Source organism: Nocardioides houyundeii (assembly GCF_002865585.1).
Classification (GTDB): Bacteria; Actinomycetota; Actinomycetes; order Propionibacteriales; family Nocardioidaceae; genus Nocardioides; species Nocardioides houyundeii.
On record NZ_CP025581.1, the window covers coordinates 3,289,971 to 3,311,479 of the forward strand.

The window sequence follows — 21,509 nt, forward strand, 5'->3', positions numbered from 1 at the left end:
TCGCCGGGGGCGCCTCAGCTGGGGTCGTTCGGCTCCACGGCGCCCGAGGGCTGGACCGACGGCGTGCTCTGCGTCTTGTTCTTGTTCTTCTTCTTGCTCTTCTTGACCTTCTCGGGCTCGGGCGCCACGGTGCGGGTCTCCACCACCGGGAGCGGCACCCGCAGCTCGAACTGCACGTCCGTCGGCTCACCGGCGTACGCGGCTGCGACCACGTGGTAGAACCCCACGCGCGCCCAGTCGTTCTGCGCCGAGCAGTCCTCGCTGGAGCGGCGGCCGTTCCACCTCATCGGCACCACGGTGTCGCTGGCCTGGTAGATGACCACGTCCTGCGCAGGCAGCACCTGGGGGCAGTGCCTGCTCTGCCAGATGTCGTCGCTGCCGGAGGTGATCTTGACCGTGACGGTGTCGCCGGAGACCTGCCAGGTGCAGGCGGGCGTGGTCTTGGTGCGCAGGTTCAGCCCAATCTCCACCTGGCCACCGCCGCGCACCTCGCCCAGCACCGGGGTGACCACCACGTCCTCGTTGGCGCAGGGACCGGTGGGCTCGGGCAGCGGAGGCGGCGTCGGGCTGGGGGCGGGCGTCTCCACCACGGGCTGCTGGTCCTGCCCGCCGGTCGTCGCGGGCGCCGGCGACTCGGCACCCTCCGCGGGTGACTCGGCGGTCGACTCGGCGGCGTCGGCTCCGGCCTCTGCCCCTGGCTGGTCCTTGGGCTCCCCGGAGACGGTGGTGGCGGACACCCCGGTCTCGGGCTCCTGATCGCTGCTGCCGCCCAGGAGCCGCGCGGCGCCGAAGATCAGCAGGAAGACCACCGCCAGCAGCGTCAGGCGGCGGAACCAGTAGACCCTTGCGGGCAACGGGCCCTTGGGAGCGGTCAGCGCGGTCATGGCCGCCACCGTAGCCAGCGCTGGGCCGGGAGTGCGGGTGCCACACCGGGGGTGGCTAGCATCGGCCTCGATGAGTGCCCTGCACGGACCGATCCTCGACTGGTACGACGACCATGCCCGCGACCTGCCGTGGCGCACCGGCGAGGCGTCGCCGTGGTCGGTGATGGTCTCGGAGTTCATGCTGCAGCAGACCCCGGTGGCGCGGGTGCTGCCGGTGCACCAGGCCTGGCTGGAGCGCTGGCCGACCCCGGCGCTGCTGGCCCAGGAGCCGGTCGGGGAGGCGCTGCGCATGTGGGGACGGCTGGGCTATCCCCGGCGGGCCCTGCGGCTGCACGCCAGCGCGGTCGCCATCTGCGAGCGCCACGGTGGGGAGGTTCCCCTCGACCGCGCCCAGCTGCTGGCACTGCCGGGCGTCGGGGACTACACGTCCGCGGCCATCGCCGCGTTCGCCTTCGGCCAGCGCCACGAGGTGCTGGACACCAACGTGCGTCGGGTCTTCGCGCGCGCGCTCGTCGGCGAGGAGCTCGCTGGCGCGTCGGTGACCCGGGGCGAGCGACTCGCAGCCCAGGAGCTGCTGCCCCAGGACCCCGCCACGGCGGCCACCTGGTCGGTGGCGGTGATGGAGCTCGGAGCGCTGGTCTGCCGGGCGACCAAGCCGGACTGCGGCTCCTGCCCGGTCGCCGACCTCTGTGCGTGGCGGGCGGCCGGCCACCCGGCGTACGACGGGCCGCCGCGGCGCGGTCAGGCCTGGGCCGGCACCGACCGGCAGTGCCGGGGCCGGATCATGGCGGTGCTGCGTGACAGCCCCGGGCCGGTGAGCGCGGTCGGCATCGAGGCCGCCTGGCACGACGCCGGGCAGCGGGAGCGCTGCCTGGCGGCCCTGGTCGTCGACGGCCTGGTGGTGCCGGCGGGAGACCTGGGATACCGCCTGCCCTGACGACGTGGACACATGACGGCGGGGACACATGACGGCGGGGACACATGACGGCGGCGCCCCGACCTGGAGAGGTCGGAGCGCCGTCGTGGTGAGGTGAGGTGAGCCTCTAGTCCTCGGACTTGGTGATGTCCACCGGGCCCGCGGAGTCGTCCGGTCCCTCCGAAGGAGGTCCGGCCACGTCGACCGTCTCGAGCGGCGGCATGTCGGGCAGCTTGCTGACCTTCTGACCCTCGAAGGTGAAGGTCGCGGTCGGACCCTCGCCCTCGACGTCGACCAGGATGATCTGGCCGGGGCCGATCTCCCCGAAGAGCATCTTCTCGGCCAGGGTGTCCTCGATCTCGCGCTGCACGGTGCGGCGCAGCGGCCGGGCACCGAGCACCGGGTCGAAGCCCCGGGTCGCGAGCAGCTGCTTGGCGGCCGGGGTCAGCTCGAGCTGCATGTCCCGGTCCTTGAGCCGCTTCTCCACCGCGTCGATCATGTTGTCGACCATGGAGACGATCTGCTCCTGCGAGAGCGGCGGGAAGACGATGATCTCGTCCACGCGGTTGAGGAACTCGGGGCGGAAGTGCTGCTTCAGCTCCTCCGACACCTTGCTCTTCATCCGGTCGTAGGAGCCCGCCGCGTCACCGGTCTGGGCGAAGCCCAGGTTGACGGACTTGGCGATGTCCCTGGTGCCGAGGTTGGTGGTCATGATGATGACGGTGTTCTTGAAGTCGACCACCCGGCCCTGGGAGTCGGTCAGGCGACCTTCCTCCAGGATCTGCAGCAGGCTGTTGAAGATGTCCGGGTGGGCCTTCTCGACCTCGTCGAACAGCACCACCGAGAACGGCTTGCGCCGCACCTTCTCGGTGAGCTGGCCACCCTCTTCGTAGCCGACGTAGCCGGGAGGCGATCCGAAGAGCCGCGAGACGGTGTGCTTCTCGCTGAACTCGCTCATGTCGAGCTGGATGAGCGAGTCCTCGTCGCCGAACAGGAAGTCGGCCAGCGTCTTGGACAGCCAGGTCTTGCCGACGCCGGAGGGGCCGGCGAAGATGAACGACCCACCGGGACGCTTGGGGTCCTTGAGCCCGGCACGGGTACGTCGGATCGCGCGGGAGAGAGCCTTGACGGCCTCCTCCTGTCCGATGACCCGCTTGTGGAGCTCCTCCTCCATGTTGAGCAGGCGGGTGGACTCCGCCTCGGAGAGCTTGACGATCGGGATCCCGGTCGCGACCGCCAGCACCTCGGCGATCAGCTCCTCGTCGACCTCGGCGATCTCGTCCATGTCACCGGCGCGCCACTGCTTCTCGCGCTCGGCCTTCTTGGCGATGAGCTGCTTCTCCTCGTCGCGCAGGCTGGCCGCGGCCTCGAAGTCCTGGCCGTCGATGGCGCCCTCCTTGCGCTGACGCACCTCGGCGATCTGCTCGTCGAAGGCACGCAGGTCCGGCGGCGCGGTCATCCGGCGGATCCGGAGCCTGGAGCCGGCCTCGTCGATCAGGTCGATGGCCTTGTCCGGGAGGAACCGGTCGGAGATGTAGCGGTCGGCCAGGGTGGCCGCGGAGACCAGCGCCTCGTCGGTGATGGTCACCCGGTGGTGCGCCTCGTAGCGGTCGCGCAGGCCCTTGAGCATCTCGATCGTGTGGGCGATCGACGGCTCGGCGACCTGGATCGGCTGGAAGCGGCGCTCCAGGGCGGCGTCCTTCTCGAGGTACTTGCGGTATTCGTCGAGAGTGGTGGCGCCGATGGTCTGCAGCTCGCCCCGGGCCAGCATCGGCTTGAGGATGCTGGCGGCGTCGATGGCGCCCTCGGCGGCACCCGCACCCACCAGGGTGTGGATCTCGTCGATGAACAGCACGATGTCGCCGCGCGTGCGGATCTCCTTGAGCACCTTCTTCAGGCGCTCCTCGAAGTCACCGCGGTAGCGGCTGCCGGCCACCAGGGCACCCAGGTCGAGGGTGTAGATCTGCTTGTCCTTGAGCGTCTCGGGCACGTTGCCGCGGACGATGTCCTGGGCCAGGCCCTCCACGATCGTGGTCTTGCCCACGCCGGGCTCCCCGATCAGCACGGGGTTGTTCTTCGTGCGGCGCGACAGGATCTGCATCACGCGCTCGATCTCCTGCGCACGGCCGATGACCGGGTCGAGCTTGCCCTCGCGGGCGGCCTGGGTCAGGTTGCGGCCGAACTGGTCCAGGACCAGCGAGGAGGACGGGGCCTCGCCGCCGGCGGTGCCGGTGCCGGTGGCAGCACCGGCCGACTCCTTGCCCTGGAAGCCGGAGAGGAGCTGGATGACCTGCTGGCGGACCCGGTTGAGGTCCGCGCCGAGCTTCTGCAGCACCTGGGCCGCGACGCCCTCGCCCTCGCGGATCAGGCCGAGCAGGATGTGCTCGGTGCCGATGTAGGAGTGACCGAGCTGCAGCGCCTCGCGCAGGGAGAGCTCGAGCACCTTCTTGGCGCGCGGGGTGAACGGGATGTGGCCCGAGGGTGCCTGCTGGCCCTGGCCGATGATCTCCTCGACCTGGGCGCGCACGGCCTCCAGCGAGATGTCGAGGGACTCCAGAGCTTTGGCGGCCACGCCCTCGCCCTCGTGGATGAGGCCGAGCAGGATGTGCTCGGTACCGATGTAGTTGTGCGAGAGCATGCGGGCCTCTTCTTGGGCCAGCACGACAACTCGTCGGGCTCGGTCGGTGAACCGCTCGAACATGTGCGCCTCGATTCTTAGCTGTGCACAGGTGTTTCGTCGTTGCCGAACGCGAGACGCCCCGCCGCCGTGAGGCGCCGCGGACGCAAAGGTGCGGACGTGTGTTCCAACTCTGTCCACAGCCTACGTGTTCCCACCGACCACACCAGAGCGGTCCGCTCACAGCGAACAGGGGCGGAGCGACCCCGTGCGCCGCTCAGCGCCACGCTCAGGGGCTGCGCTCAGCCGAGGGTGCGAGCCCGGCGTCCAGCGCCGCCCACACCTGCTCCGGCGCGTCCGGGTCCCACTTGCGCCCGAAGAACGCGCCGCTGGCGCGCGCCCGGCGTACGTCGTCGAGGGTGGCCAGGGTGCGCGGACTGCCGTGCCGGGTGCCGGCGAAGTCGTAGTACCGCCCGGCGGTGTCGACCAGCGCGAACGAGCCGTCGTTGACCAGCACCGTCTGCAGGAACGCCTCGTCCACCACCAGGCTGCGCCGGGCCCAGGCCATCACCGACTCGTCCTCTGCCGCGGCGAGCACCCGCTCCACGGCCCGCCAGGAGAGGTTGGTGAAGAAGCTGCCGCCCCACGGCTCCCAGCCCGCCGGCAGCCCGCTGCCGGTACGCCGACCCACCCGCAGCCGGTCGTAGGAGACGTTGACGCGCCACCACGGCTGCAGCCGGTTGACCAGCTGCAGCGGGCGCAGCCGGGCCTTGGCCCGAGGGCCCAGCGGCCGCAGGGAGCGCCAGGAGTAGAGGTAGCGCGAGCGGCCCTCGCGCAGCGGCCAGTGGCTGCCGGCCCGCAGCACCGGGAAGTGCTCGGCGAACCCGTCACCGGACTCGGCCAGCGCCCGGTGCAGCTCGGGCAGCGGCCGCAGCGGGTAGTCCTGGCCCGAGATGGTCACCACGTGGGTCACCCCGCGCCCCCGAGCCAGCGCGCCGCGTCGAGCCACCGCAGCACCAGGCCGGCGTCGCCCCGGCCCCCGGCCCGGGCACCACACCCACCCGCTCGTGCGCGTGCAGCCAGTCGGCGAGCTCGCAGCCGTCGCGGTCGTGGTTGAGCACCACGACCCCCGCGGGGTCCTCACGTAGCAGCGTGGCGACGAGCCGGGAGAGCTGGTGCGGGTGGGCGTGGCTCTGGACCAGGTAGCCGACGCGCAGTGGCTCCCAGGTCAGTGGCTCCGAGGTCAGTGGCTCCGAGGTCAGTGCGCAGCCTCGTAGGCCTCGCGGATCTCGGCGGGCACCCGGCCGCGCTCGGAGAGCTCGTGACCCTGCTCCCGGGCCCAGGCCCGGATGTCCTTGGCGCTGACGCCCCCGGAGGCGGCGGCCGAGCCGCGTCGTGCGTTCTTGCGTCCCCCGCCACCGCTCTTGCGGGCGTGGCCGACATATCCACTCAGCGCCTCGCGCAGAGCGGCGGCATTCTCGTCGTTCAGGTCAATCTCGTAATTGGTGCCGTCCAGCGCGAACGAGACGGTCTCGGTCGCCTCGCTGCCGTCGATGTCGTCCACGAGGACGATGTTGACCTTTTGCGCCATGTTGAATTCCTTTTCGATGCAGAACACTTGATCAGATGTCTCGATAGTGCCACATCCACCGTTGACGACGAAAGTCGGTGATTGCGCAAATCGGCGCCTCGCAGATAAACATCGACGAATTGCGATGCGCCAATCAGCAATTGCGCTCGAAGACCATTCTCAAGCCCTGCAGCGTGAGCCACGGCGCGTGGTCGGTGAAGCAGGAGCACTCGTCGAGCACGAGCGTAGCCAGGTGCCCGGTGGCCAGCACGCACACGTCGGAGGCGTCCTCCCCCAGCTCCTCGATCATCCGTGCCACGAGCCCCTCGACCTGCGCGGCGACACCGAAGAGCATTCCCGACTGCAATGCCTCGACCGTGTTCTTGGCGATCACCGAGCGCGGCCTCTTGAGCTCCACCTCCCGCAGCTGGGCGCCGCGCCGTCCCAGCGCTTGGAGCGATATCTCGATTCCCGGCGCGATCGCGCCCCCGACGTACGCCCCGGCTGCCGAGACCACGTCGAACGTGGTAGCGGTCCCGAAATCGACCACAATGGCCGGGCCGCCGAAGATCCGGGATGCGGCCAGCGAATTGAGGATGCGGTCGGCCCCCACCTCGCGCGGATTGTCCATCAGCACCGGCATTCCGGTGCGCACCCCCGGCTCGACCACCACCGAGGCGAGATCGCCGAAATGCCGCGCCAGCATTTCTCGCCATTCCGCGAGCACCGACGGCACCGTCGCGCAGACCGCCACCCCGCCGAGGCTGTGCCCGTCCTCGGCCTCGGCGAGCAGCCCACGCACCAGCACCGCCCACTCGTCGGCGGTGCGCCGGTCGTCGGTGGAGACCCGCCAGTGCGCCACCACGTCCTCGCCGCGCAGCAGACCGAGCACGGTGTAGCTGTTGCCGATGTCGGCAGCGAGGAGGGTGCTCACAGCAGGTCCATCCCGAGGTCGAAGACCTGGACCGAGTGCGTCAGCGCCCCGACGGAGATGAAGTCGACCCCGGTCAGGGCCACCTCCCGCGCGCGCTCGATCGTCAGCCCGCCGGAGGCCTCCAGCGCGGCGCGGCCCTCGGCGATGCGCACGGCCTCGGCCATCGTCTCCGAGTCCATGTTGTCCAGCAGGATCCGGTCGCACCCGGCGTCGAGCAGCTCCCGCAGCTGGTCCAGGTCGGTGACCTCCACCTCCACCGGCAGTCCGGGGAACCTGGCGCGCACCGCCTCCAGGGCGGGAAGCACGCCACCGGCGGCCACGACGTGGTTGTCCTTGACCATCGCCATGTCGCTGAGGCTGAACCGGTGGTTGACCCCGCCACCGCAGCGCACGGCGTACTTCTGCAGGGCGCGCCAGCCGGGCAGGGTCTTGCGGGTGTCCAGCACCCGGGCCCGGGTGCCCTCGAGCGCCGCGACCCACTGCGAGGTCGCGGTGGCGACGCCGGAGAGGTGACTGGCGAAGTTGAGGGCGGTCCGCTCGGCGGTGAGCAGTCCTCGGGTGGGCCCGGAGACCGAGAGCACCCGGTCGCCGGCGACCACGGCCGCACCGTCGGGGACCCGGTCGGAGACGGTCACCGAGTCACCCATGACGACCTCGAAGACGGCCGCGGCGATGCCGAGGCCCGCGACGACGCCGGGCTCCCGGGCGTTGAAGTGCGCCACGCCCTGCTGCTCAGCCGCGATGGTGGCCTCGCTGGTGGGGTCACCGGCGGGCAGGTCCTCGGCCAGGGCGGCCAGGATGGCCCGGGTCACGGCGTCCGGGTCCAGGCCCGCCGCCCGCAGCTCGGCGGTGACCGCTTCGGAGACCGGGTGGTACGACGCCGGAGCGGGACGGACGGTCGGGTCGAGGCTCATGCGGTGGCTCCAGTCTGCGCGGTGGCGTCGGAGGGTTCTGAGGGGTCCGTGGAGCGGGAGGGCTGGTGCGTCACGCTCACCACGCCGTCCGCGAGCCGGGCGTCGATGTGGCCCGCCACGCGGGGGTCTCGCTGGGCGAAGTCCTCGCGCCAGTGCGAGCCGCGGGTCTCGGTGCGCAGCAGCGCCGCCTGGGCCAGCGCCACCGAGAGGGTGAGCAGGTTGGTGGTCTCCCAGGCGTCCACGCCCGGCGTCACCGACCCGAGGTCCGCCCCCTCGTCGGGACCGGGTGCCAGCCCGTGCAGCTGGGTCAGCGCCTCGGTGAGGCCGTCGTGGTGGCGCAGCACCCCGACGTCCCGGGTCATCAGCTCCTGGAGGGCGCGGCGCCGGGCCCCGGAGACCAGCCAGGCGCCCGGCTGGTCCGGCTCCTGAACTCGTACGGCGGAGTCGTGCCAGCTGCGCAGCTCACCGGGCAGCACGTCGGCGATGCGCCGCGAGAAGACCAGGCCCTCCAGCAGCGAGTTCGACGCCAGCCGGTTGGCGCCGTGCACCCCCGAGCAGGCCACCTCGCCGGTGGCGTAGAGCCCGGGCACGCTGGAGCGGCCGTGCAGGTCGGTGGCGACTCCGCCGGAGGCGTAGTGCTGGGCCGGGGCGACGGGGATGAGCTCGGTCACCGGGTCGACCCCGTGGGAGCGGCAGACCCCGAGGATGGTGGGGAAGCGCCGCTCCCAGAACTCCTCCCCCAGGTGCCGGGCGTCGAGCCACATGTGCGGGCGTCCGGTGGCCAGCATCCGGCGGGTGATGGCCTTGGCCACCACGTCGCGCGGGGCCAGGTCGCCGAGCGGGTGCAGGCCCGTCATCAGCCGGTTGCCCTCGAAGTCCACCAGGAAGGCTCCCTCGCCGCGCACCGCCTCGGAGATGAGCGGCTGCTGGCCCGAGGAGTCCGGGCCGAGGTACATCACGGTGGGGTGGAACTGGACGAACTCGGTGTCGCGCAGCACCGCGCCGGCGCGCAGCGCCAGGGCCATGCCGTCCCCGGTGGCCACCGCGGGGTTGGTGGAGGAGGAGAAGACCTGGCCGAGGCCGCCACTGGCCAGCACCACCGCGCGGGCGTGCACGGCCCCGACGCCGTCGCGCTGGCCCTCGCCGAGCACGTGCAGGGTCAGCCCCGCGACGCCGCCGTCCTCGGCGAGCAGCAGGTCGACCGCGAGAGCGTGCTGGATGACCTCGATCTGCGGGGCCCGCTCGACCGCGGCGATCAGCGCCCGCTGGATCTCGGCGCCGGTGGCGTCGCCACCGGCGTGCGCGATCCGGTCGCGGTGGTGCCCGCCCTCACGGGTCAGGCTCAGCTCCCCGTCGGGGTGGTGGTCGAACTCCGTGCCCAGCCCGATCAGCTCGCGCACGGCCTCGGGCCCCTCGTTGACCAGCACCCGTACGGCGTCCACGTCGCACGCCCCGGCACCGGCGACCAGGGTGTCGCGCTCGTGCTGGTCGGGGGTGTCGCCGGGCCCGAGCGCGGCGGCGATGCCGCCCTGGGCCCACTGGGTGGACCCGGCGTTGAGCACGTCCTTGGTGACCACCAGCACCTTGAGCAGCGGGTCGGCCGCGTCGATGCGCAGCGCGGCGGTCAGTCCGGCGATCCCGGAGCCGACCACCACCACGTCGGCGCGGGTGGTCCAGCCGGGCCGGGGCGCGGCGAGCCGCGACGGGACCCGGCCCGGCGTCGTCACGATCAGCGGCCGATGAGGTCGCCGCGCTTGAGCGTCGGGTCCCCGAACGTCTCGGCGGGGTCGAACCCGGTGCCCATGATCTTGTTGTCGAGGTCGACGAAGACCACGCTCGGCTCGTAGGTCTTGGCCTCGGCGGTCTCCATCTGGCCGTAGGCGATCAGGATCACCGTGTCTCCGGGGTGCACCAGGCGGGCGGCGGCACCGTTGATGCCGATCACGCCCGAGCCACGCTCGCCGGCGATGGTGTAGGTCTCCAGGCGGGCGCCGTTGGTGACGTCCACGATGTGCACCAGCTCACCGGCCAGCAGGTCGGCGGCGTCGAGCAGGTCCTCGTCGACGGTCACCGAACCGACGTAGTGCAGGTCTGCCTGGGTCACGGTGGCCCGATGGATCTTGCTCTTCATCATCGTGCGCAACATCAACGGACTCCTTCTTGTGCTTCAGGGGCGCGAGAGGCCCCCAGGGTGATGGGCAGGTTGTCGATCAGCCGCGTGCTGCCCAGACGCGCGGCGATGAGGATGCGGGCCTCGGTGCCCTCGGGCACCTCGGCGGGCAGGGGCGAGAGGTCGGCCGCCCGGATCTCCAGGTAGTCCAGGTCGATGCCCTTGGTCCGGCGCAGCTCGGCGCGGGCCGACTCCAGGGCCACGTCCTGGCCCCACTGGGCCGACTCCTGCGCGGCCCGGAGCACCAGGTTCAGGGAGGCGGCCTCGAAGCGCTGCTCGCTGTCCAGGTAGCGGTTGCGGCTGCTCAGGGCCAGGCCGTCGGGCTCGCGCACCGTCTCGGCGCCGATCACCTCCACGCCCATGCACAGGTCGGTCGCCATGGCACGGACCAGCACCAGCTGCTGGTAGTCCTTCTGGCCGAACACCGCCACGTCGGGCCGGACCAGGCCGAAGAACTTCGCCACCACCGTGAGCACCCCGCGGAAGTGCGTCGGCCGGACCCGTCCCTCGAGCTGGGTGGCCAGCGGACCGGGGTCCACCGTGGTGGTCTCGGACGTCTCGCCTGCAGCGACCCCGCCGGGGTAGACCTCCTCCGGGCTCGGGGCGAAGACGACGTCGACCCCCTCCGCGGCGCACAGGTCGAGGTCGGCCTCCAGGGTGCGGGGATAGCGGTCCAGGTCCTCGCCCGGGGCGAACTGCAGCGGGTTGACGAAGATGCTGACCACGACCCGGCCGGACTCGCCCACCTGCGCCCGCGCCTCGCGGACCAGGCTGGCGTGCCCCTCGTGCAGGGCACCCATGGTGGGCACGTAGCCCACCCGGCTGCCCTGGGCGCGCGCCGGGGCGAGCAGGGCGACGAGCTCCTCGCGGCTGCGGGCCAGGCTGGGGCGATCGCTCATCGAGCGGTCCTGCTCGCGGAGCTGCGGGAGCTGCGGGGGCTGCGCACCGGGCGCGGCACCCCGTCGAGCAGCCGGCGGATCCGCTCCGCACGGATGGGCAGCAGCCGGGAGTCGGTGACCACGCGGTCCAGGGTGGAGCGGGCCATCGCGACGTAGGAGGCCAGCGTCTGCGGGGCAGCGGCCTCGATCTCGGCCAGGTGGGCGGCCACCGTCTGCACGTCGCCGCGCGCGATGGGGCCGGTCAGCGCCGCGTCGCCCTCGGCCAGGGCGTTGTCCAGGGCGGCGGTCATCAGCGGGCGCAGCGTGCCCGCCGGGTCGTCCGCGCCGGCGGCCCGCAGCATCTCCATCGCCTCGGCGACCAGGGTCACCAGGTGGTTGGCTCCGTGCGCCAGACCGGCGTGGTAGAGCGTGCGGCGGTCCTCGGGCACCCACATCGGGCGGCCGCCGAGGTCGGCGACCAGGGACTCGGTGAGCTCGCGCTCCGCCTCGCCGGCGGTGACCCCGAAGACGCAGCCCGTGAGCCTGGGCAGGTCCACCGCGGTGCCGGTGAAGGTCATCGCGGGGTGCAGGGCGATCGGCCGGGCACCGACGGCGACCGCCTGGTCGAGCACGGCGAGCCCGTGCCGGCCCGAGGTGTGCGCGACGTACTGACCCTCGTGCAGCGCGCCGGAGGCGGCCAGCATCGAGACCACGTTGCCGAGCATGTCGTCCGGCACGGTCAGCAGCAGCAGGTCGCAGTCGCGGGCGACCACGCTCGGCTTCTCCACCGGTACGCCGGGCAGCAGTGCCGCGATCCGGCTGCGGGAGGCGTCGGACTCACCGGCAGCGGCGACGATGTCGTGACCGGCGGCGCGCAGGGCGGCAGAGAGGACGGCACCGACGCGACCCGCGCCGACCACGCCCACCCGGAGGGTGGTGTTCATCAGGAGCCTCTCGTTTCGGTCCCTCCGCCCACCCTCAGCGACGAACGCTGCGGGCCGGTGTGGGTACCAGACGATGTGCCATGAAGGGGTTTTCGTATGTGTTACGCAGAGGTTACGTCGCGACCCCGGATCGCGAAACCTCCCGAGCCGTGACCTGGACCACACGCACCGGCGGTTTGTCAGCCGTGGGCGTGGGCGGGGTCGTCGACCACGAAGGGCCGCGGCACGCGGGGCAGCCACTCCTTGGTGACGTAGTCCACGACGTGCATCCCCGCCGGCGCCTCCAGGGTCACCACGCCCTCGGGGACGGTGCCCTCGTTGAGGGCGTTGAAGACGGTCCACTCCCGGCGCTTGCGCCGGTTGCGCAGGCTGGTGGCGAAGGACTGCGGGTCGGTCCAGTGGGCGAACTCGTCCCCGTCGAGGTACTTCAGCTCCACGCAGAGGCCTTGGGGCAGGGCGAACATCTCGAACCGCTCCGGCGTGGTGCGGATCTCCCACTCCGGTGCCTTGGCGTAGACGAAGTCCGGCCCCATCGGGAAGCCCCACTCCTCGATGTTGCGCAGCCCGAGGTCCAGGTGGGCGCGGGAGTCGGACTCCAGGTAGAGGCCGTGCCGGGGGACGCGGACCACCGCGTCGGTGTTGCCCACCTGCCAGGACAGGTCTGCCAGCGAGACCTCGCCCTCGGTGGTCAGCACCATGTCGCCGTCCCACTTCCAGCTGTAGCGGGTCTCGACGTGGGAGAAGCACCAGTTGTAGAAGTACGCCAGGGAGTGCACCGACCGCTCGTGCTGGGCCAGGTGCTCCGCGCCGGCCCGGGCCACGTCGAAGGGGTAGTGCTTGAGGGTGAACCGGTCCGCGTGGCCGCTCTCGGCCGCGACCCGCAGCGCCTCGGCTCCGGTGCCGTCGTCGGAGTTGTTGTCCACCAGCAGCACGTGGTCCACCGCACGCAGCAGGGGCGGCAGCACGAACCGCAGGCTGGGCGCCTCGTTGCGCACCCGCAGCACCGCGGTGGCGCCCCGGCGCAGCCCTCCGGGGCGGCGCCACGGCCAGACCACGTCGAAGTCGGAGTGACCCTCGAGGTTCTTCAGGCCGTCGCCGGAGCCGATCGGGATCACTGCTGGTCCCGGGTCCGACCCAGCGCCTTGCGCACGCCCTTGCGCACCGACGGGGGATCTTGGCGCGCACCTCGTGCGGCACCAGGTCGGATATCGAGCGCTCGTGCGCACGGTCCTGCGCCGCTGCGGCCGACTCCCGGGCCTGGGCGATCCGGGCCGCCACGACCGAGGACTTGCTGATCGCCTCGGACTCCTCGTAGAGCGAGGTGTAGGCCTCACGGAGCTGGTCGAAGGTCTGGTGCGCCGCCGGGGTGTCGCCACCCTCGTCGGCCAGCAGGTTGAGCTGCTCCCAGGTCTCGGCGGTCAGCTCGTGCAGCCGCGGCGGCAGCGCCAGGTCGTCCAGGCTGCCGGTGACCCGGCGCAGGCTCGGGTCGATGAAGCGGTGCACCTCGCGGATCTGGTCGCTGCGGGTGTGGATGACCGACTGCACGTCCAGCGCGTGGCCCAGCGCCATGGTGGTCTTGACCCAGTCGTCGAGCAGGTCGGCGTACCGGACGAAGACCCGGCCGCCACCGGCGTGCGGGTCGACCCCGGCGATGCTGTCGCGGGTGGCCCGCTCGGTGTGCAGCAGCATGTTGAGCCAGCTGGCCGCGAGGTGCGCCGAGCCGAGCTTGTTCTGGTAGTACTTCTGCTTGCTCCCGACCACCTCGGCCGGCGGGCGCAGCATGGTGGCGAAGACCGGGGTGGCGCCGGTGCGGATCGCCGCGACGCGCCACAGGCCGAGGAACCAGCTGAGCCTGGGGTCCTTGACCACCAGCTCGGGGTGCTCGGTGAAGTGGCCCTCCAGCCAGTCCGCGACCCGGATCCGCGCCGGTTCGCGGGTGGCGATCCGGCCGGTCTCGAACCACGCGGAGGGACGGCTGTCGCTGACCTGCACGCCGGCCTCGGCGAGCAGGCGGTCGTGCAGCTCCACCGCCCACTGCGGCTCGCCGAACCCCTTGGGGTTGGAGGCGTCGGCGGCGACCTCGGGCTTGGGCACGTGCATGCCCAGCAGGCTGAGGATCCCGGACAGGGTGCTGGTGCCGCTGCGGCCTGCGCCCGCGACGAACAGCACCTTCCGCGGCACTCCTTCAGGGTCGATCTCGTCGGGTGCTCTGTCGGTGCCGGTCACGGGGCGGAGCCTACAAGACCGGACCCGTACCATCTGAGCCGTGACCTGGCCCTTCTCCCGACGCAGTCGCGGAGCGGGCCGGACGCCCAGCACTGCCCGCGTGGGCGTCGTGATCCCGGCGTACGCCGTGGCGCAGTGGCTCCCCGCCTGCCTGGACAGCCTGCTGGCCCAGACCCACACCGCCTGGCAGGCGGTGGTCGTGGACGACGGCTCGCCGGACCGGTCCGGCGAGGTGGCCCGGGCGTACGCCGCCCGGGACCCGCGGATCCGGGTGCTGCGCACCGAGAACGCCGGCCTCGGGGCGGCCCGCAACACCGGCACCGACGCCGTCGAGGGCGACTACCTGGCCTACCTGGACTCCGACGACGTGCTGCCGGTCACCGCGCTGGCCGACCTCGTCGGCCGGCTCGAGGAGAGCGGGTCGGACTTCGCGTGCGGCTCGGTGCTGCGCTGGGAGGCCGAGCCCCCGGCCGGTCGCGGGCTGCACGAGCCGGGGTGGATGCACCGGCTCCACCAGCCGGCCCGGACCGGGATCCGGATCGAGGACCACCCGGAGATCCTGGGGGACGTGTTCGCCTGGAACAAGCTCTACCGGCGCTCCTTCTGGGACGGGCAGCACCTGTCGTGGCCCCAGGGCCTGCGCTACGAGGACCAGCCGACCACCACCAGGGCCTACCTGGCCGGTCGCTTCGACGTGCTCTCCACCCCGGTCTACCACTGGCGCATCCGCGCCGACGGCAGCTCGATCACCCAGCAGCGCAGCTCGATGGAAGATCTGCAGGACCGCCTGGTCACCAAGCGCCTGGCGCTGAACTCGGTGCGCACCCACGGCGACCCCGAGGTCACCCGGGTCTTCCTGGACCGGGTGCTGCCCGGCGACCTGTGGCGCTACTTCGAGGTGCTTCCCGGAGCCGAGGCGGAGTGGACCGCGCGGCTGCGCCGCGGCGTGGCGGAGCTGTGGGGCGACCGCTCGCTGGTGCACTCCGCGCTGCCGCCGGTGCACCGGCTCTGCGGCTGGCTGCTGGAGCAGGGTCGGGTCGCCGAGGCCTCCGCGCTGATGGCCTACCTCGCCACCCTGGGTGGAGCACCGGTCCCCCGCACCGCCGACGGCTCCGCCCTGGCGGTGCCCCCACACGTGCTGGACACAGCGACGGTGGCACCCGAGGCGCTGACGCTGCGGCCCGGCGAGCGGCGCCCCTCATCTACGATTTCTCACCAGGAGGACCGATGACCGAGGCGAGCACCCAGCCGGCGCCGGTGACCTCGCGCCAAGCGCGGGTCGTGGCGCTGCTGGTCTACGCCGTGGCGCTGGCCCTCTACATCGAGCTCGTGGAGGTGCCGAAGTCGGTCTACCAGGCCTTCGCCTGGATCTGGCTGGCGCTCATCGCCTGGGACGTCCAGGCGCCGCTCCGCTCCCACCTCACCTTCCTCCGGGACTGGTCGATCCCGCTGCTGGTGCTCACCTTCTACCTCTACAGCCGCGGGCTGGCCGACGAGATCGGCCTCACCCAGGTGCACGTGACCCAGCCGATCGAGGCCGACCGCGCCCTCTTCGGCGGCACCCTGCCCACCGAGTACCTGCAGGCCCACCTGTGCGGCGTACCGTGCGTGCGGCAGATGCCGCGGGCCTGGTACGAGGTGGTGCTGACGACCGTCTACTACTCGCACTTCTTCGTCGCCCCGGTGGCCGCCGCGGTGCTGTGGAAGCGCCACCGGCCCGCCTGGATCCGGTTCATGCGCCGCTACCTGGCCCTGAACATCCTCGCGCTGGTCATCTACCTGCTCTACCCGATGTCCCCGCCGTGGCTGGCCTCCCGCAACGGCTACCTGACCTCCGACATCGCCCGGATCACCGGACGCGGCTGGTACGACCTGGGCCCGGGCAACTTCCAGGACAGCTTCTCCGCGGTCGGCAACCCGGTGGCCGCGATGCCCTCGCTGCACGCCGGGATCGCGCTGCTCGTGGTGCTCTACGCGTGGTGGCGGACCCGGGGCGCCTGGCGGGTGCTGCTGCTGGCCTACCCGCTGACCATGGCCCTGGCCCTGGTGTACTTCGCCGAGCACTACGTCGTCGACATCCTGGCCGGCTGGCTCGCCGCAGCCGTGGTGATGTGGGCCTGCGCGTGGTGGGAGCGGTCCCGGACCGTCCCACCACGCACTGAGGAGCCCGTGCGCGAGGCCGCGATCAGCTGAGCTGCCTCAGCCGACCAGGCCGCTGTCGCTGAGGAACTGCTGTGCCACGTCCTCGGGCTTGGCGCGGTTGGCGGACACCTCGTTGATCAGCGGCGCCAACGTGTCGTTGTCGAGCTTCGCCATCAGCTCCCGCAGCCGGTCCCCCACCTCGGGGTTGGCCTCGAGGAACTCGGTGGAGACGGCCGGCACCAGGTTCTGCGCGGGCTGGATCCCCTTGTCGTCCTCCAGCAGCACCAGGCCCTGCTCCTCCAGGGTGCCGTCCAGGGTGCCGGTCTGGCCCAGCTGGGCCTCGCCGTCCAGGACGGCCCGGTAGGTCTCGGCGCTGCCGAAGCCCAGCGGGAGCAGCTTGGTGACGTCGATGTCGTAGACCTCGCGGAGCCCCTTCTCGCAGTCCTCGCGTCCCTCGCAGTCCGGCGCCGCGGCCAGCACCACCTGCTTGCCCGCGAGGTCGGACAGCGCCTGGACGTCGTTGGCCTCGGCGTACTCCTCGGTCACGAAGTAGGCGTTCTGCGAGGTGGCCTCGGACGGCTCCAGCAGGGTGATCCCGGCATCGTCGAGCAGCGCGCTGGCGGCCTCGATGGACTCGGAGGGCTCGTTGGTGGTGATCGGCTCGGCGTCCGGCCCGTTCGCGGCGGTGTTGAGGTAGTCGGAGATGCCGGCCACGTACTCCGGCACGATGTCGACCGAGCCGGGGAACTCCCGCATGTAGACCGACCGGCTGCCCACCAGCTTGGGCTGCACGTCGTAGCCGGCGTCGGAGAGCACCCCGGCGTACATGGCGGTCACCAGGGCCGCCTCGGGGAAGTCCTGGCTGGACAGCGTCACCGAGCCCTTGGCGTCCTTGCTGGAGTCGTCGTCGTCGGCGAGGTCGTCGCCGGCGCAGGCGCCCGCCAGTGCCATGCAGGCGAGTGCGGTGGCGGTCGCCGCGAGTCGTCGTAGGTGCATCGTTCTTCCCCCTGTGGGTGTGGTTGTGGCTGTGGGTGCGGTGGTGGTTGTGGGTGCGGTGCGGTCAGGTCGTCGCCGGGGCGGGATGGGTACGTCGGTAGGCGGTGCGCTGCGCCTGCGCGGCCCCGACCTCGAGCACCAGGGCGACCACCGCCACGACGACAGCGCCGGCGATGCCCTGGCCGTAGTCGTTGCGGTAGAAGCCGTCGGTGATCACCCGCCCCAGCCCCGGTCCCGCGACCAGGGCCGCGATCGTGGCGGTGGCCCACACCTGGACCAGCGCCAGCCGTACCCCGGCGGTGACCAGGGGCAGCGCCAGCGGGAGCTCGGCGCGCCGGAACTGCTGCAGGGGGGTCATCCCCATCCCCCGGGCCGCCTCCTTGATCTCCGCCGGCACCTCGGTGACCGCGACGTAGCCGTTGGTGATGATGGGGGGCAGCGCGAAGAGGGTGAGCGCGATGAGGGTCGCCAGCCCGGCGCGGCCGTAGGGGCCCAGGGTGGCGGTGCCGGGCCAGTCCGCGGCCACCAGGATCGCGAGCAGCGCGAACGTGGGCACCGCGCGGCCGACCCCGGAGATGTTGATGATCGCGAAGCCGCCGCGGCCCCGGTGTCCCAGCCAGAGCGCCAGCGGCAGACCCAGCACCACCGCCAGCACCATCGCGGTGCCTGTCAGCAGCAGCTGCTGCCAGAGCAGGTCGAGCATGCCGCCGGAGCCCAGCCAGCTCTCGGAGCGGGTGAGGTAGTCGAGGGTCTCGCCGAACAGGCTCATGCGCGCGTCCAGGGGGTCAGGGCCCGCTGCGCCAGCACCAGCAGGGCGTCGAGCAGCACCGCCAGGACCACGCAGAGCACCGCGGCGGTCAGGATCTGGGCCCGGAAGGACTGCGCCACCCCGGTGACCAGCAGGTTGCCCAGGCCGCCGTAGGAGACCAGGGCGCCCACCGTGGTCAGCGCCACCGTCGAGACGGTCGCCACCCGCAGCCCCGCCATCACCACCGGCAGCGCCAGCGGCAGCTCCACGCGCAGCAGGCGCCTGGACCGGGAGTAGCCCAGCCCGGTCGCGGACTCCCGGACCGCCTCGGGCACAGCGCGGAGCCCGTCGAGCAGGGCCCGCACCAGGATCGTCAGCGCGTACAGGGCCAGGCCGATCACCACGGTGGCGGCGGAGAGGCCGGTGAAGGGCAGCAGCAACGAGAAGAGCGCCAGGGAGGGCACGGTGTAGATGCCGGTGGAGACGGCCAGCACCCCCGCCTCCAGCCGGGGCAGCCGCCGCGCCAGCAGCGCCAGCGGTACGGCGATCAGCAGGCCGACCAGCACCGCGGCCACGGTGATGCCCAGGTGCTGCACGGTGGCGTCCAGGAGCTCCGAGCGGCGGTCTGCCAGGTAGGCCGGGCAGAACCAGTCGTTGCGCGCCAGGCTGTAGCACGACGGCTCGTCCACCGCCGACGGCACGGCGCCCAGTATGGTCACCGCATGGACGCTACCGCCTCCGACCAGCCGCCAGCCACGACCGGCTCGGGTGAGGAGCCGATGATCCGGCTCACCGGAGTCGGCAAGACCTACGACGACGGCACGGTCGCGGTGCACGAGCTGGACCTCGACGTCGCCCGCGGCGAGCTGGTCTGCCTGGTGGGACCCTCGGGCTGCGGCAAGTCCACGACGCTGAAGATGATCAACCGGCTCATCGAGCCCTCCACGGGTCAGATCGTGGTCGACGGCCAGGACGTCACCCAGGTCGATCCCAACGCCCTGCGCCGCGGCATCGGCTACGTCATCCAGCAGGTGGGCCTCTTCCCGCACCAGCGGGTCGAGGCCAACGTGATGACCGTCCCCCTGCTCTACGGCGAGTCCCGGGCGACCGCCCGCGCCCGGGCGCACGAGCTGCTGGCCCTGGTCGGGCTGGAGCCCGAGCTCTACGCGCAGCGCTACCCCCACCAGCTCTCCGGCGGACAGCAGCAACGGGTGGGCGTGGCCCGGGCGCTGGCCGCGGACCCCCCGGTGCTCCTGATGGACGAGCCGTTCGGCGCCGTGGACCCGGTGGTGCGCACCCGGCTGCAGGACGAGTTCGGCCGGCTCCAGCGCGAGCTCGGCAAGACGGTGGTCCTGGTGACCCACGACATCGACGAGGCCGTCCGGATGGGCGACCGGGTGGCGATCTTCGCCGACGGCGGCCGGCTGGCCCAGTACGGCACCCCGCAGGAGGTGCTGGCCCGGCCCGCCGACGAGTTCGTCGAGGACTTCGTCGGCGCCACCCGCGGGCTGCGCCGGCTGGCGGTGACCCGGATCGACGAGGCGCACCTGGAGCCGCTCGAGGGGGTCACCGCGGGTCAGCTGGGCGCCGCGATCGACCTCGACTCCACCCTCGAGGAGGCGCTGGCGCTGATGATGCGCGACGACAAGTCGATGATCGGCGTACGCCGGGGGGCGCGGTTCCTGGGCGTGCTCACCCCCGCGGGCGTGCACCGCCAGCTGCGGGCCTCCCTGATGCCCTGATGCCCGGACGCCCCGGACGGCGGGTGGGTCAGCGGACCGGCACGTCCTTGTGCCAGGACTCGGTGACGTACTTGGTGGCCCAGCCCATGGCGACGTAGAGCCCCTCCGCCCCGGTCGGGGAGTCGGCGTCGACCTCCAGCCCCACGCGGTCCCGGCCGCGGTTCGCGGCGTCGGCGATGATCGTGTGCAGCAGGCCCTTGGCCACCCCGCGTCCCCGGGCGGACTCCAGCACCCCCAGGTAGGAGACGTAGGAGCCGTCGGTGCCACGAGCGGACTCGCTCACGGTGCCGACCAGGGCGCCGCACGCCTGCGGCTGCTCGCCGTCCAGGAGCTCCGCGAGCCACCAGTGGTCCCAGCGGTGCCCCGGGTCCTCACGAAGCCGGTGCACGAACTCCTCGAAGGTCTCCTCGGAGGAGTTGAAGTGGTCGGTGAAGGCGCCCTCGAGCACGTCGTGGACCGCGCGCAGGTCGGCCTCGTCCGGCATGCCGTCGCCCTGACGGGTCACCGAGCGGAACCGGACGCCGTTCTCCTCCCACAGCTCGGGCGAGGGCACCAGCTCCGACTCCTCGGGAGCCACCGGCCGGCTCATCTGCCACCAGGTGCGGACCTTCTCGAAGCCCCGTCCCTCCAGCCACTGGTGCTGACGCTCGTCGTCGGCGAAGGCGCCGGTGTCGATCTGCTGCACCGTGAGCTCGCGGGCGGCACCGACCGCCTGCGCCTGCGCCTCCGCCCAGGTGAACAGCACCTGCGAGCAGGCCCGCGCCGGCGCCTCGTCCAGGGTGCGGTCCACGATGTGCACGTAGAGCATCCGGCCCACGGAGCGGTCGTGCACCGAGCCCCAGGCGCGGATGTCGCCGGTGTGGTCGCGGACCACCAGGTTCTCCCGCATGGCCAGGCCGTGCTCGGAGACCTCGACCAGCACGTCGTCCTCAGAGGCACCCGCCCAGCCACGCCCGGCGCGCTCGTGGTTGCGCAGCAGGGAGGTCAGGCGCAGCACGTCGCGCTCGTCAGTGGCGTCGGGGGGCTCGGCGACCCAGCCCTCAGGGAGCCCGGGATCCTCGGGAAGGACTGTCGCCGGGTCGCTCTCGAACCTGTTGTCCTCGGGAATCACAACGACCATTCTCCCTCACGCCCGCCGCGACGCAGACAGTCCCCGGCGGTTCGGACGCCACGCGTGGTGGGAGGTCCGAGCCGTCCGGGGACTGCTCCAGAAGATGGGGAGGTCAGGCGCGCTTGTACGTCGAGGTCGCGGCGGCGCGCTGCCAGGCTTCCAGCTCGGCCCGCAGGGTGTCGATCTCGGCCTCCAGCTCGGCGACGCGCACGATCGCCTCGGCGGCGCGGGTGTCGCTCTGCTCCAGCAGCTCGCCGAGCCGGTTGCCCTCGACCTCGGCGACGTCGGCGCGACGGGCCTCGGCGCTCATCTTGAGCGTCGCGGTGGCCGCGCGCTCGAGCGCCTTGCCCAGCTCGCTCTCCAGCTGGCCGATGGTCTCCTCGCGCTCGGTGATGCGCGCCTTCATCGAGTCGGCGAACGCCACGTTCTCCGCCGTACGACGGGCGGTGATGTCGCGGTAGGCCTGCGCCTGGCGGGCCCGGTCCTCGGCGGCCTCGTGCCGGGACTCCAGCAGCTCGGAGTGGGTGATCCGGGTGGAGGCAGCACCGAGCACGACAGCAGCCAGCGCGGAGAGCAGGACCAGGGTTGACTGGCCAGTGGCGATCGACCCGAGTACCAGGGCGGCCGCGATCAGGAGCAGCGCCGAGGCGACCACCAGGCGCGTGCTGCGCTGGCGTCGGCGGGCACTGGTACGAGCAGACGGGGAAGTCATGACCC

21 protein-coding genes are annotated in these 21,509 nt (G+C 72.2%); 5 read left to right on the top strand and 16 right to left on the bottom strand.

The window, feature by feature from the left end; translation table 11 throughout:
* Nucleotides 1–14: 14 nt before the first annotated feature.
* A complete protein-coding gene (locus tag C0R66_RS15835; RefSeq protein ID WP_101525516.1) occupies nucleotides 15–884 on the bottom strand; it encodes a hypothetical protein in 870 nt (289 codons plus the stop codon).
* 70 nt (nucleotides 885–954) lie between these two features.
* Between C0R66_RS15835 and C0R66_RS15840 the strand changes: the two genes are divergently transcribed.
* Nucleotides 955–1,821, top strand: coding sequence for an A/G-specific adenine glycosylase (locus C0R66_RS15840; RefSeq protein WP_199286710.1), 867 nt, complete (start codon nucleotides 955–957; stop codon nucleotides 1,819–1,821).
* Nucleotides 1,822–1,927: 106 nt separating this feature from the next.
* Here the strand turns inward: C0R66_RS15840 and C0R66_RS15845 are convergent, their stop codons facing one another.
* From C0R66_RS15845 to C0R66_RS15890, 10 genes are all read right to left on the bottom strand, one after another.
* Nucleotides 1,928–4,501, bottom strand: a complete 2,574-nt coding sequence (locus C0R66_RS15845) for an ATP-dependent Clp protease ATP-binding subunit (protein ID WP_101525518.1) — start codon at nucleotides 4,499–4,501, stop codon at nucleotides 1,928–1,930.
* 205 nt (nucleotides 4,502–4,706) lie between these two features.
* Nucleotides 4,707–5,426: a hypothetical protein gene (locus C0R66_RS15850; protein WP_158648073.1), complete on the bottom strand. Its 720-nt coding sequence runs from the start codon at nucleotides 5,424–5,426 to the stop codon at nucleotides 4,707–4,709.
* 249 nt (nucleotides 5,427–5,675) lie between these two features.
* Complete coding sequence (locus tag C0R66_RS15855; RefSeq protein ID WP_101525520.1) at nucleotides 5,676–6,008, bottom strand: histone-like nucleoid-structuring protein Lsr2; 333 nt, start codon at nucleotides 6,006–6,008, stop codon at nucleotides 5,676–5,678.
* Nucleotides 6,009–6,141: 133 nt separating this feature from the next.
* Entirely contained in the window at nucleotides 6,142–6,921 is a 780-nt protein-coding gene (locus C0R66_RS15860; RefSeq protein WP_101525521.1) for a type III pantothenate kinase, read from the bottom strand.
* Entirely contained in the window at nucleotides 6,918–7,835 is a 918-nt protein-coding gene (nadC, locus tag C0R66_RS15865) for a carboxylating nicotinate-nucleotide diphosphorylase (protein WP_101525522.1), read from the bottom strand. Before nadC ends, C0R66_RS15860 begins: the two co-directional genes overlap by 4 nt.
* Entirely contained in the window at nucleotides 7,832–9,562 is a 1,731-nt protein-coding gene (locus C0R66_RS15870; protein WP_101525523.1) for an L-aspartate oxidase, read from the bottom strand. The genes nadC and C0R66_RS15870 overlap by 4 nt, the downstream gene beginning before the upstream one ends.
* Nucleotides 9,563–9,564: 2 nt before the next feature.
* Complete coding sequence (panD, locus tag C0R66_RS15875; protein ID WP_101525524.1) at nucleotides 9,565–9,981, bottom strand: aspartate 1-decarboxylase; 417 nt, start codon at nucleotides 9,979–9,981, stop codon at nucleotides 9,565–9,567.
* A complete protein-coding gene (gene panC, locus C0R66_RS15880; protein WP_101525525.1) occupies nucleotides 9,981–10,904 on the bottom strand; it encodes a pantoate--beta-alanine ligase in 924 nt (307 codons plus the stop codon). Before panC ends, panD begins: the two co-directional genes overlap by 1 nt.
* Nucleotides 10,901–11,827: a Rossmann-like and DUF2520 domain-containing protein gene (locus C0R66_RS15885; RefSeq protein ID WP_101525526.1), complete on the bottom strand. Its 927-nt coding sequence runs from the start codon at nucleotides 11,825–11,827 to the stop codon at nucleotides 10,901–10,903. The genes panC and C0R66_RS15885 overlap by 4 nt, the downstream gene beginning before the upstream one ends.
* A 179-nt stretch (nucleotides 11,828–12,006) precedes the next feature.
* A complete protein-coding gene (locus C0R66_RS15890) occupies nucleotides 12,007–12,942 on the bottom strand; it encodes a glycosyltransferase (protein ID WP_101525527.1) in 936 nt (311 codons plus the stop codon).
* 374 nt (nucleotides 12,943–13,316) lie between these two features.
* On the opposite strand from C0R66_RS15890, the gene C0R66_RS18755 reads away from it, so the two are divergent.
* The 3 genes from C0R66_RS18755 (at nucleotide 13,317) to C0R66_RS15905 (ending at nucleotide 16,246) form a co-directional block, all read left to right on the top strand.
* Entirely contained in the window at nucleotides 13,317–13,565 is a 249-nt protein-coding gene (locus tag C0R66_RS18755; RefSeq protein WP_158648074.1) for a hypothetical protein, read from the top strand.
* Nucleotides 13,566–14,093: 528 nt separating this feature from the next.
* The gene (locus tag C0R66_RS15900; RefSeq protein ID WP_241901478.1) at nucleotides 14,094–15,284 is read left to right on the top strand and encodes a glycosyltransferase family 2 protein; all 1,191 of its coding nucleotides are present in this window, start codon (nucleotides 14,094–14,096) and stop codon (nucleotides 15,282–15,284) included.
* Complete coding sequence (locus C0R66_RS15905) at nucleotides 15,281–16,246, top strand: phosphatase PAP2 family protein (protein WP_101525529.1); 966 nt, start codon at nucleotides 15,281–15,283, stop codon at nucleotides 16,244–16,246. The genes C0R66_RS15900 and C0R66_RS15905 overlap by 4 nt, the downstream gene beginning before the upstream one ends.
* 6 nt (nucleotides 16,247–16,252) lie before the next feature.
* On the opposite strand, the gene C0R66_RS15910 is transcribed toward C0R66_RS15905, so the two are convergent.
* The 3 genes from C0R66_RS15910 to C0R66_RS15920 all read right to left on the bottom strand — a co-directional run bounded on the left by C0R66_RS15910 (nucleotide 16,253) and on the right by C0R66_RS15920 (nucleotide 18,658).
* Nucleotides 16,253–17,191, bottom strand: coding sequence for an ABC transporter substrate-binding protein (locus C0R66_RS15910; protein WP_101525530.1), 939 nt, complete (start codon nucleotides 17,189–17,191; stop codon nucleotides 16,253–16,255).
* Nucleotides 17,192–17,255: 64 nt separating this feature from the next.
* Nucleotides 17,256–17,960, bottom strand: coding sequence for an ABC transporter permease (locus tag C0R66_RS15915; protein ID WP_101525531.1), 705 nt, complete (start codon nucleotides 17,958–17,960; stop codon nucleotides 17,256–17,258).
* Complete coding sequence (locus C0R66_RS15920) at nucleotides 17,957–18,658, bottom strand: ABC transporter permease (protein ID WP_101525532.1); 702 nt, start codon at nucleotides 18,656–18,658, stop codon at nucleotides 17,957–17,959. Before C0R66_RS15920 ends, C0R66_RS15915 begins: the two co-directional genes overlap by 4 nt.
* A gap of 3 nt (nucleotides 18,659–18,661) precedes the next feature.
* Here C0R66_RS15920 and C0R66_RS15925 point away from each other — a divergent pair, with 3 nt between their 5' ends.
* A complete protein-coding gene (locus C0R66_RS15925) occupies nucleotides 18,662–19,681 on the top strand; it encodes an ABC transporter ATP-binding protein (protein WP_422385600.1) in 1,020 nt (339 codons plus the stop codon).
* 28 nt (nucleotides 19,682–19,709) lie between these two features.
* Here C0R66_RS15925 and C0R66_RS15930 read toward each other — a convergent pair whose 3' ends face one another.
* Nucleotides 19,710–20,792: a GNAT family N-acetyltransferase gene (locus C0R66_RS15930; RefSeq protein ID WP_199286711.1), complete on the bottom strand. Its 1,083-nt coding sequence runs from the start codon at nucleotides 20,790–20,792 to the stop codon at nucleotides 19,710–19,712.
* Between the two features lie 112 nt (nucleotides 20,793–20,904).
* Nucleotides 20,905–21,504, bottom strand: coding sequence for a hypothetical protein (locus tag C0R66_RS15935; protein ID WP_101525534.1), 600 nt, complete (start codon nucleotides 21,502–21,504; stop codon nucleotides 20,905–20,907).
* Nucleotides 21,505–21,509 lie beyond the last annotated feature (5 nt).

Coding starts and splice junctions, on each gene's coding strand:
- C0R66_RS15835 (WP_101525516.1), bottom strand. CDS start 884: ATGACCGCGCTGACCGCTCCCAAGGGCCCGTTGCCCGCAAGGGTCTAC.
- C0R66_RS15840 (WP_199286710.1), top strand. CDS start 955: ATGAGTGCCCTGCACGGACCGATCCTCGACTGGTACGACGACCATGCC.
- C0R66_RS15845 (WP_101525518.1), bottom strand. CDS start 4,501: ATGTTCGAGCGGTTCACCGACCGAGCCCGACGAGTTGTCGTGCTGGCC.
- C0R66_RS15855 (WP_101525520.1), bottom strand. CDS start 6,008: ATGGCGCAAAAGGTCAACATCGTCCTCGTGGACGACATCGACGGCAGC.
- nadC (WP_101525522.1), bottom strand. CDS start 7,835: ATGAGCCTCGACCCGACCGTCCGTCCCGCTCCGGCGTCGTACCACCCG.
- panD (WP_101525524.1), bottom strand. CDS start 9,981: ATGTTGCGCACGATGATGAAGAGCAAGATCCATCGGGCCACCGTGACC.
- panC (WP_101525525.1), bottom strand. CDS start 10,904: ATGAGCGATCGCCCCAGCCTGGCCCGCAGCCGCGAGGAGCTCGTCGCC.
- C0R66_RS15885 (WP_101525526.1), bottom strand. CDS start 11,827: ATGAACACCACCCTCCGGGTGGGCGTGGTCGGCGCGGGTCGCGTCGGT.
- C0R66_RS18755 (WP_158648074.1), top strand. CDS start 13,317: ATGAAGCGGTGCACCTCGCGGATCTGGTCGCTGCGGGTGTGGATGACC.
- C0R66_RS15905 (WP_101525529.1), top strand. CDS start 15,281: ATGACCGAGGCGAGCACCCAGCCGGCGCCGGTGACCTCGCGCCAAGCG.
- C0R66_RS15910 (WP_101525530.1), bottom strand. CDS start 17,191: ATGCACCTACGACGACTCGCGGCGACCGCCACCGCACTCGCCTGCATG.
- C0R66_RS15915 (WP_101525531.1), bottom strand. CDS start 17,960: ATGAGCCTGTTCGGCGAGACCCTCGACTACCTCACCCGCTCCGAGAGC.
- C0R66_RS15925 (WP_422385600.1), top strand. CDS start 18,662: ATGGACGCTACCGCCTCCGACCAGCCGCCAGCCACGACCGGCTCGGGT.
- C0R66_RS15935 (WP_101525534.1), bottom strand. CDS start 21,504: ATGACTTCCCCGTCTGCTCGTACCAGTGCCCGCCGACGCCAGCGCAGC.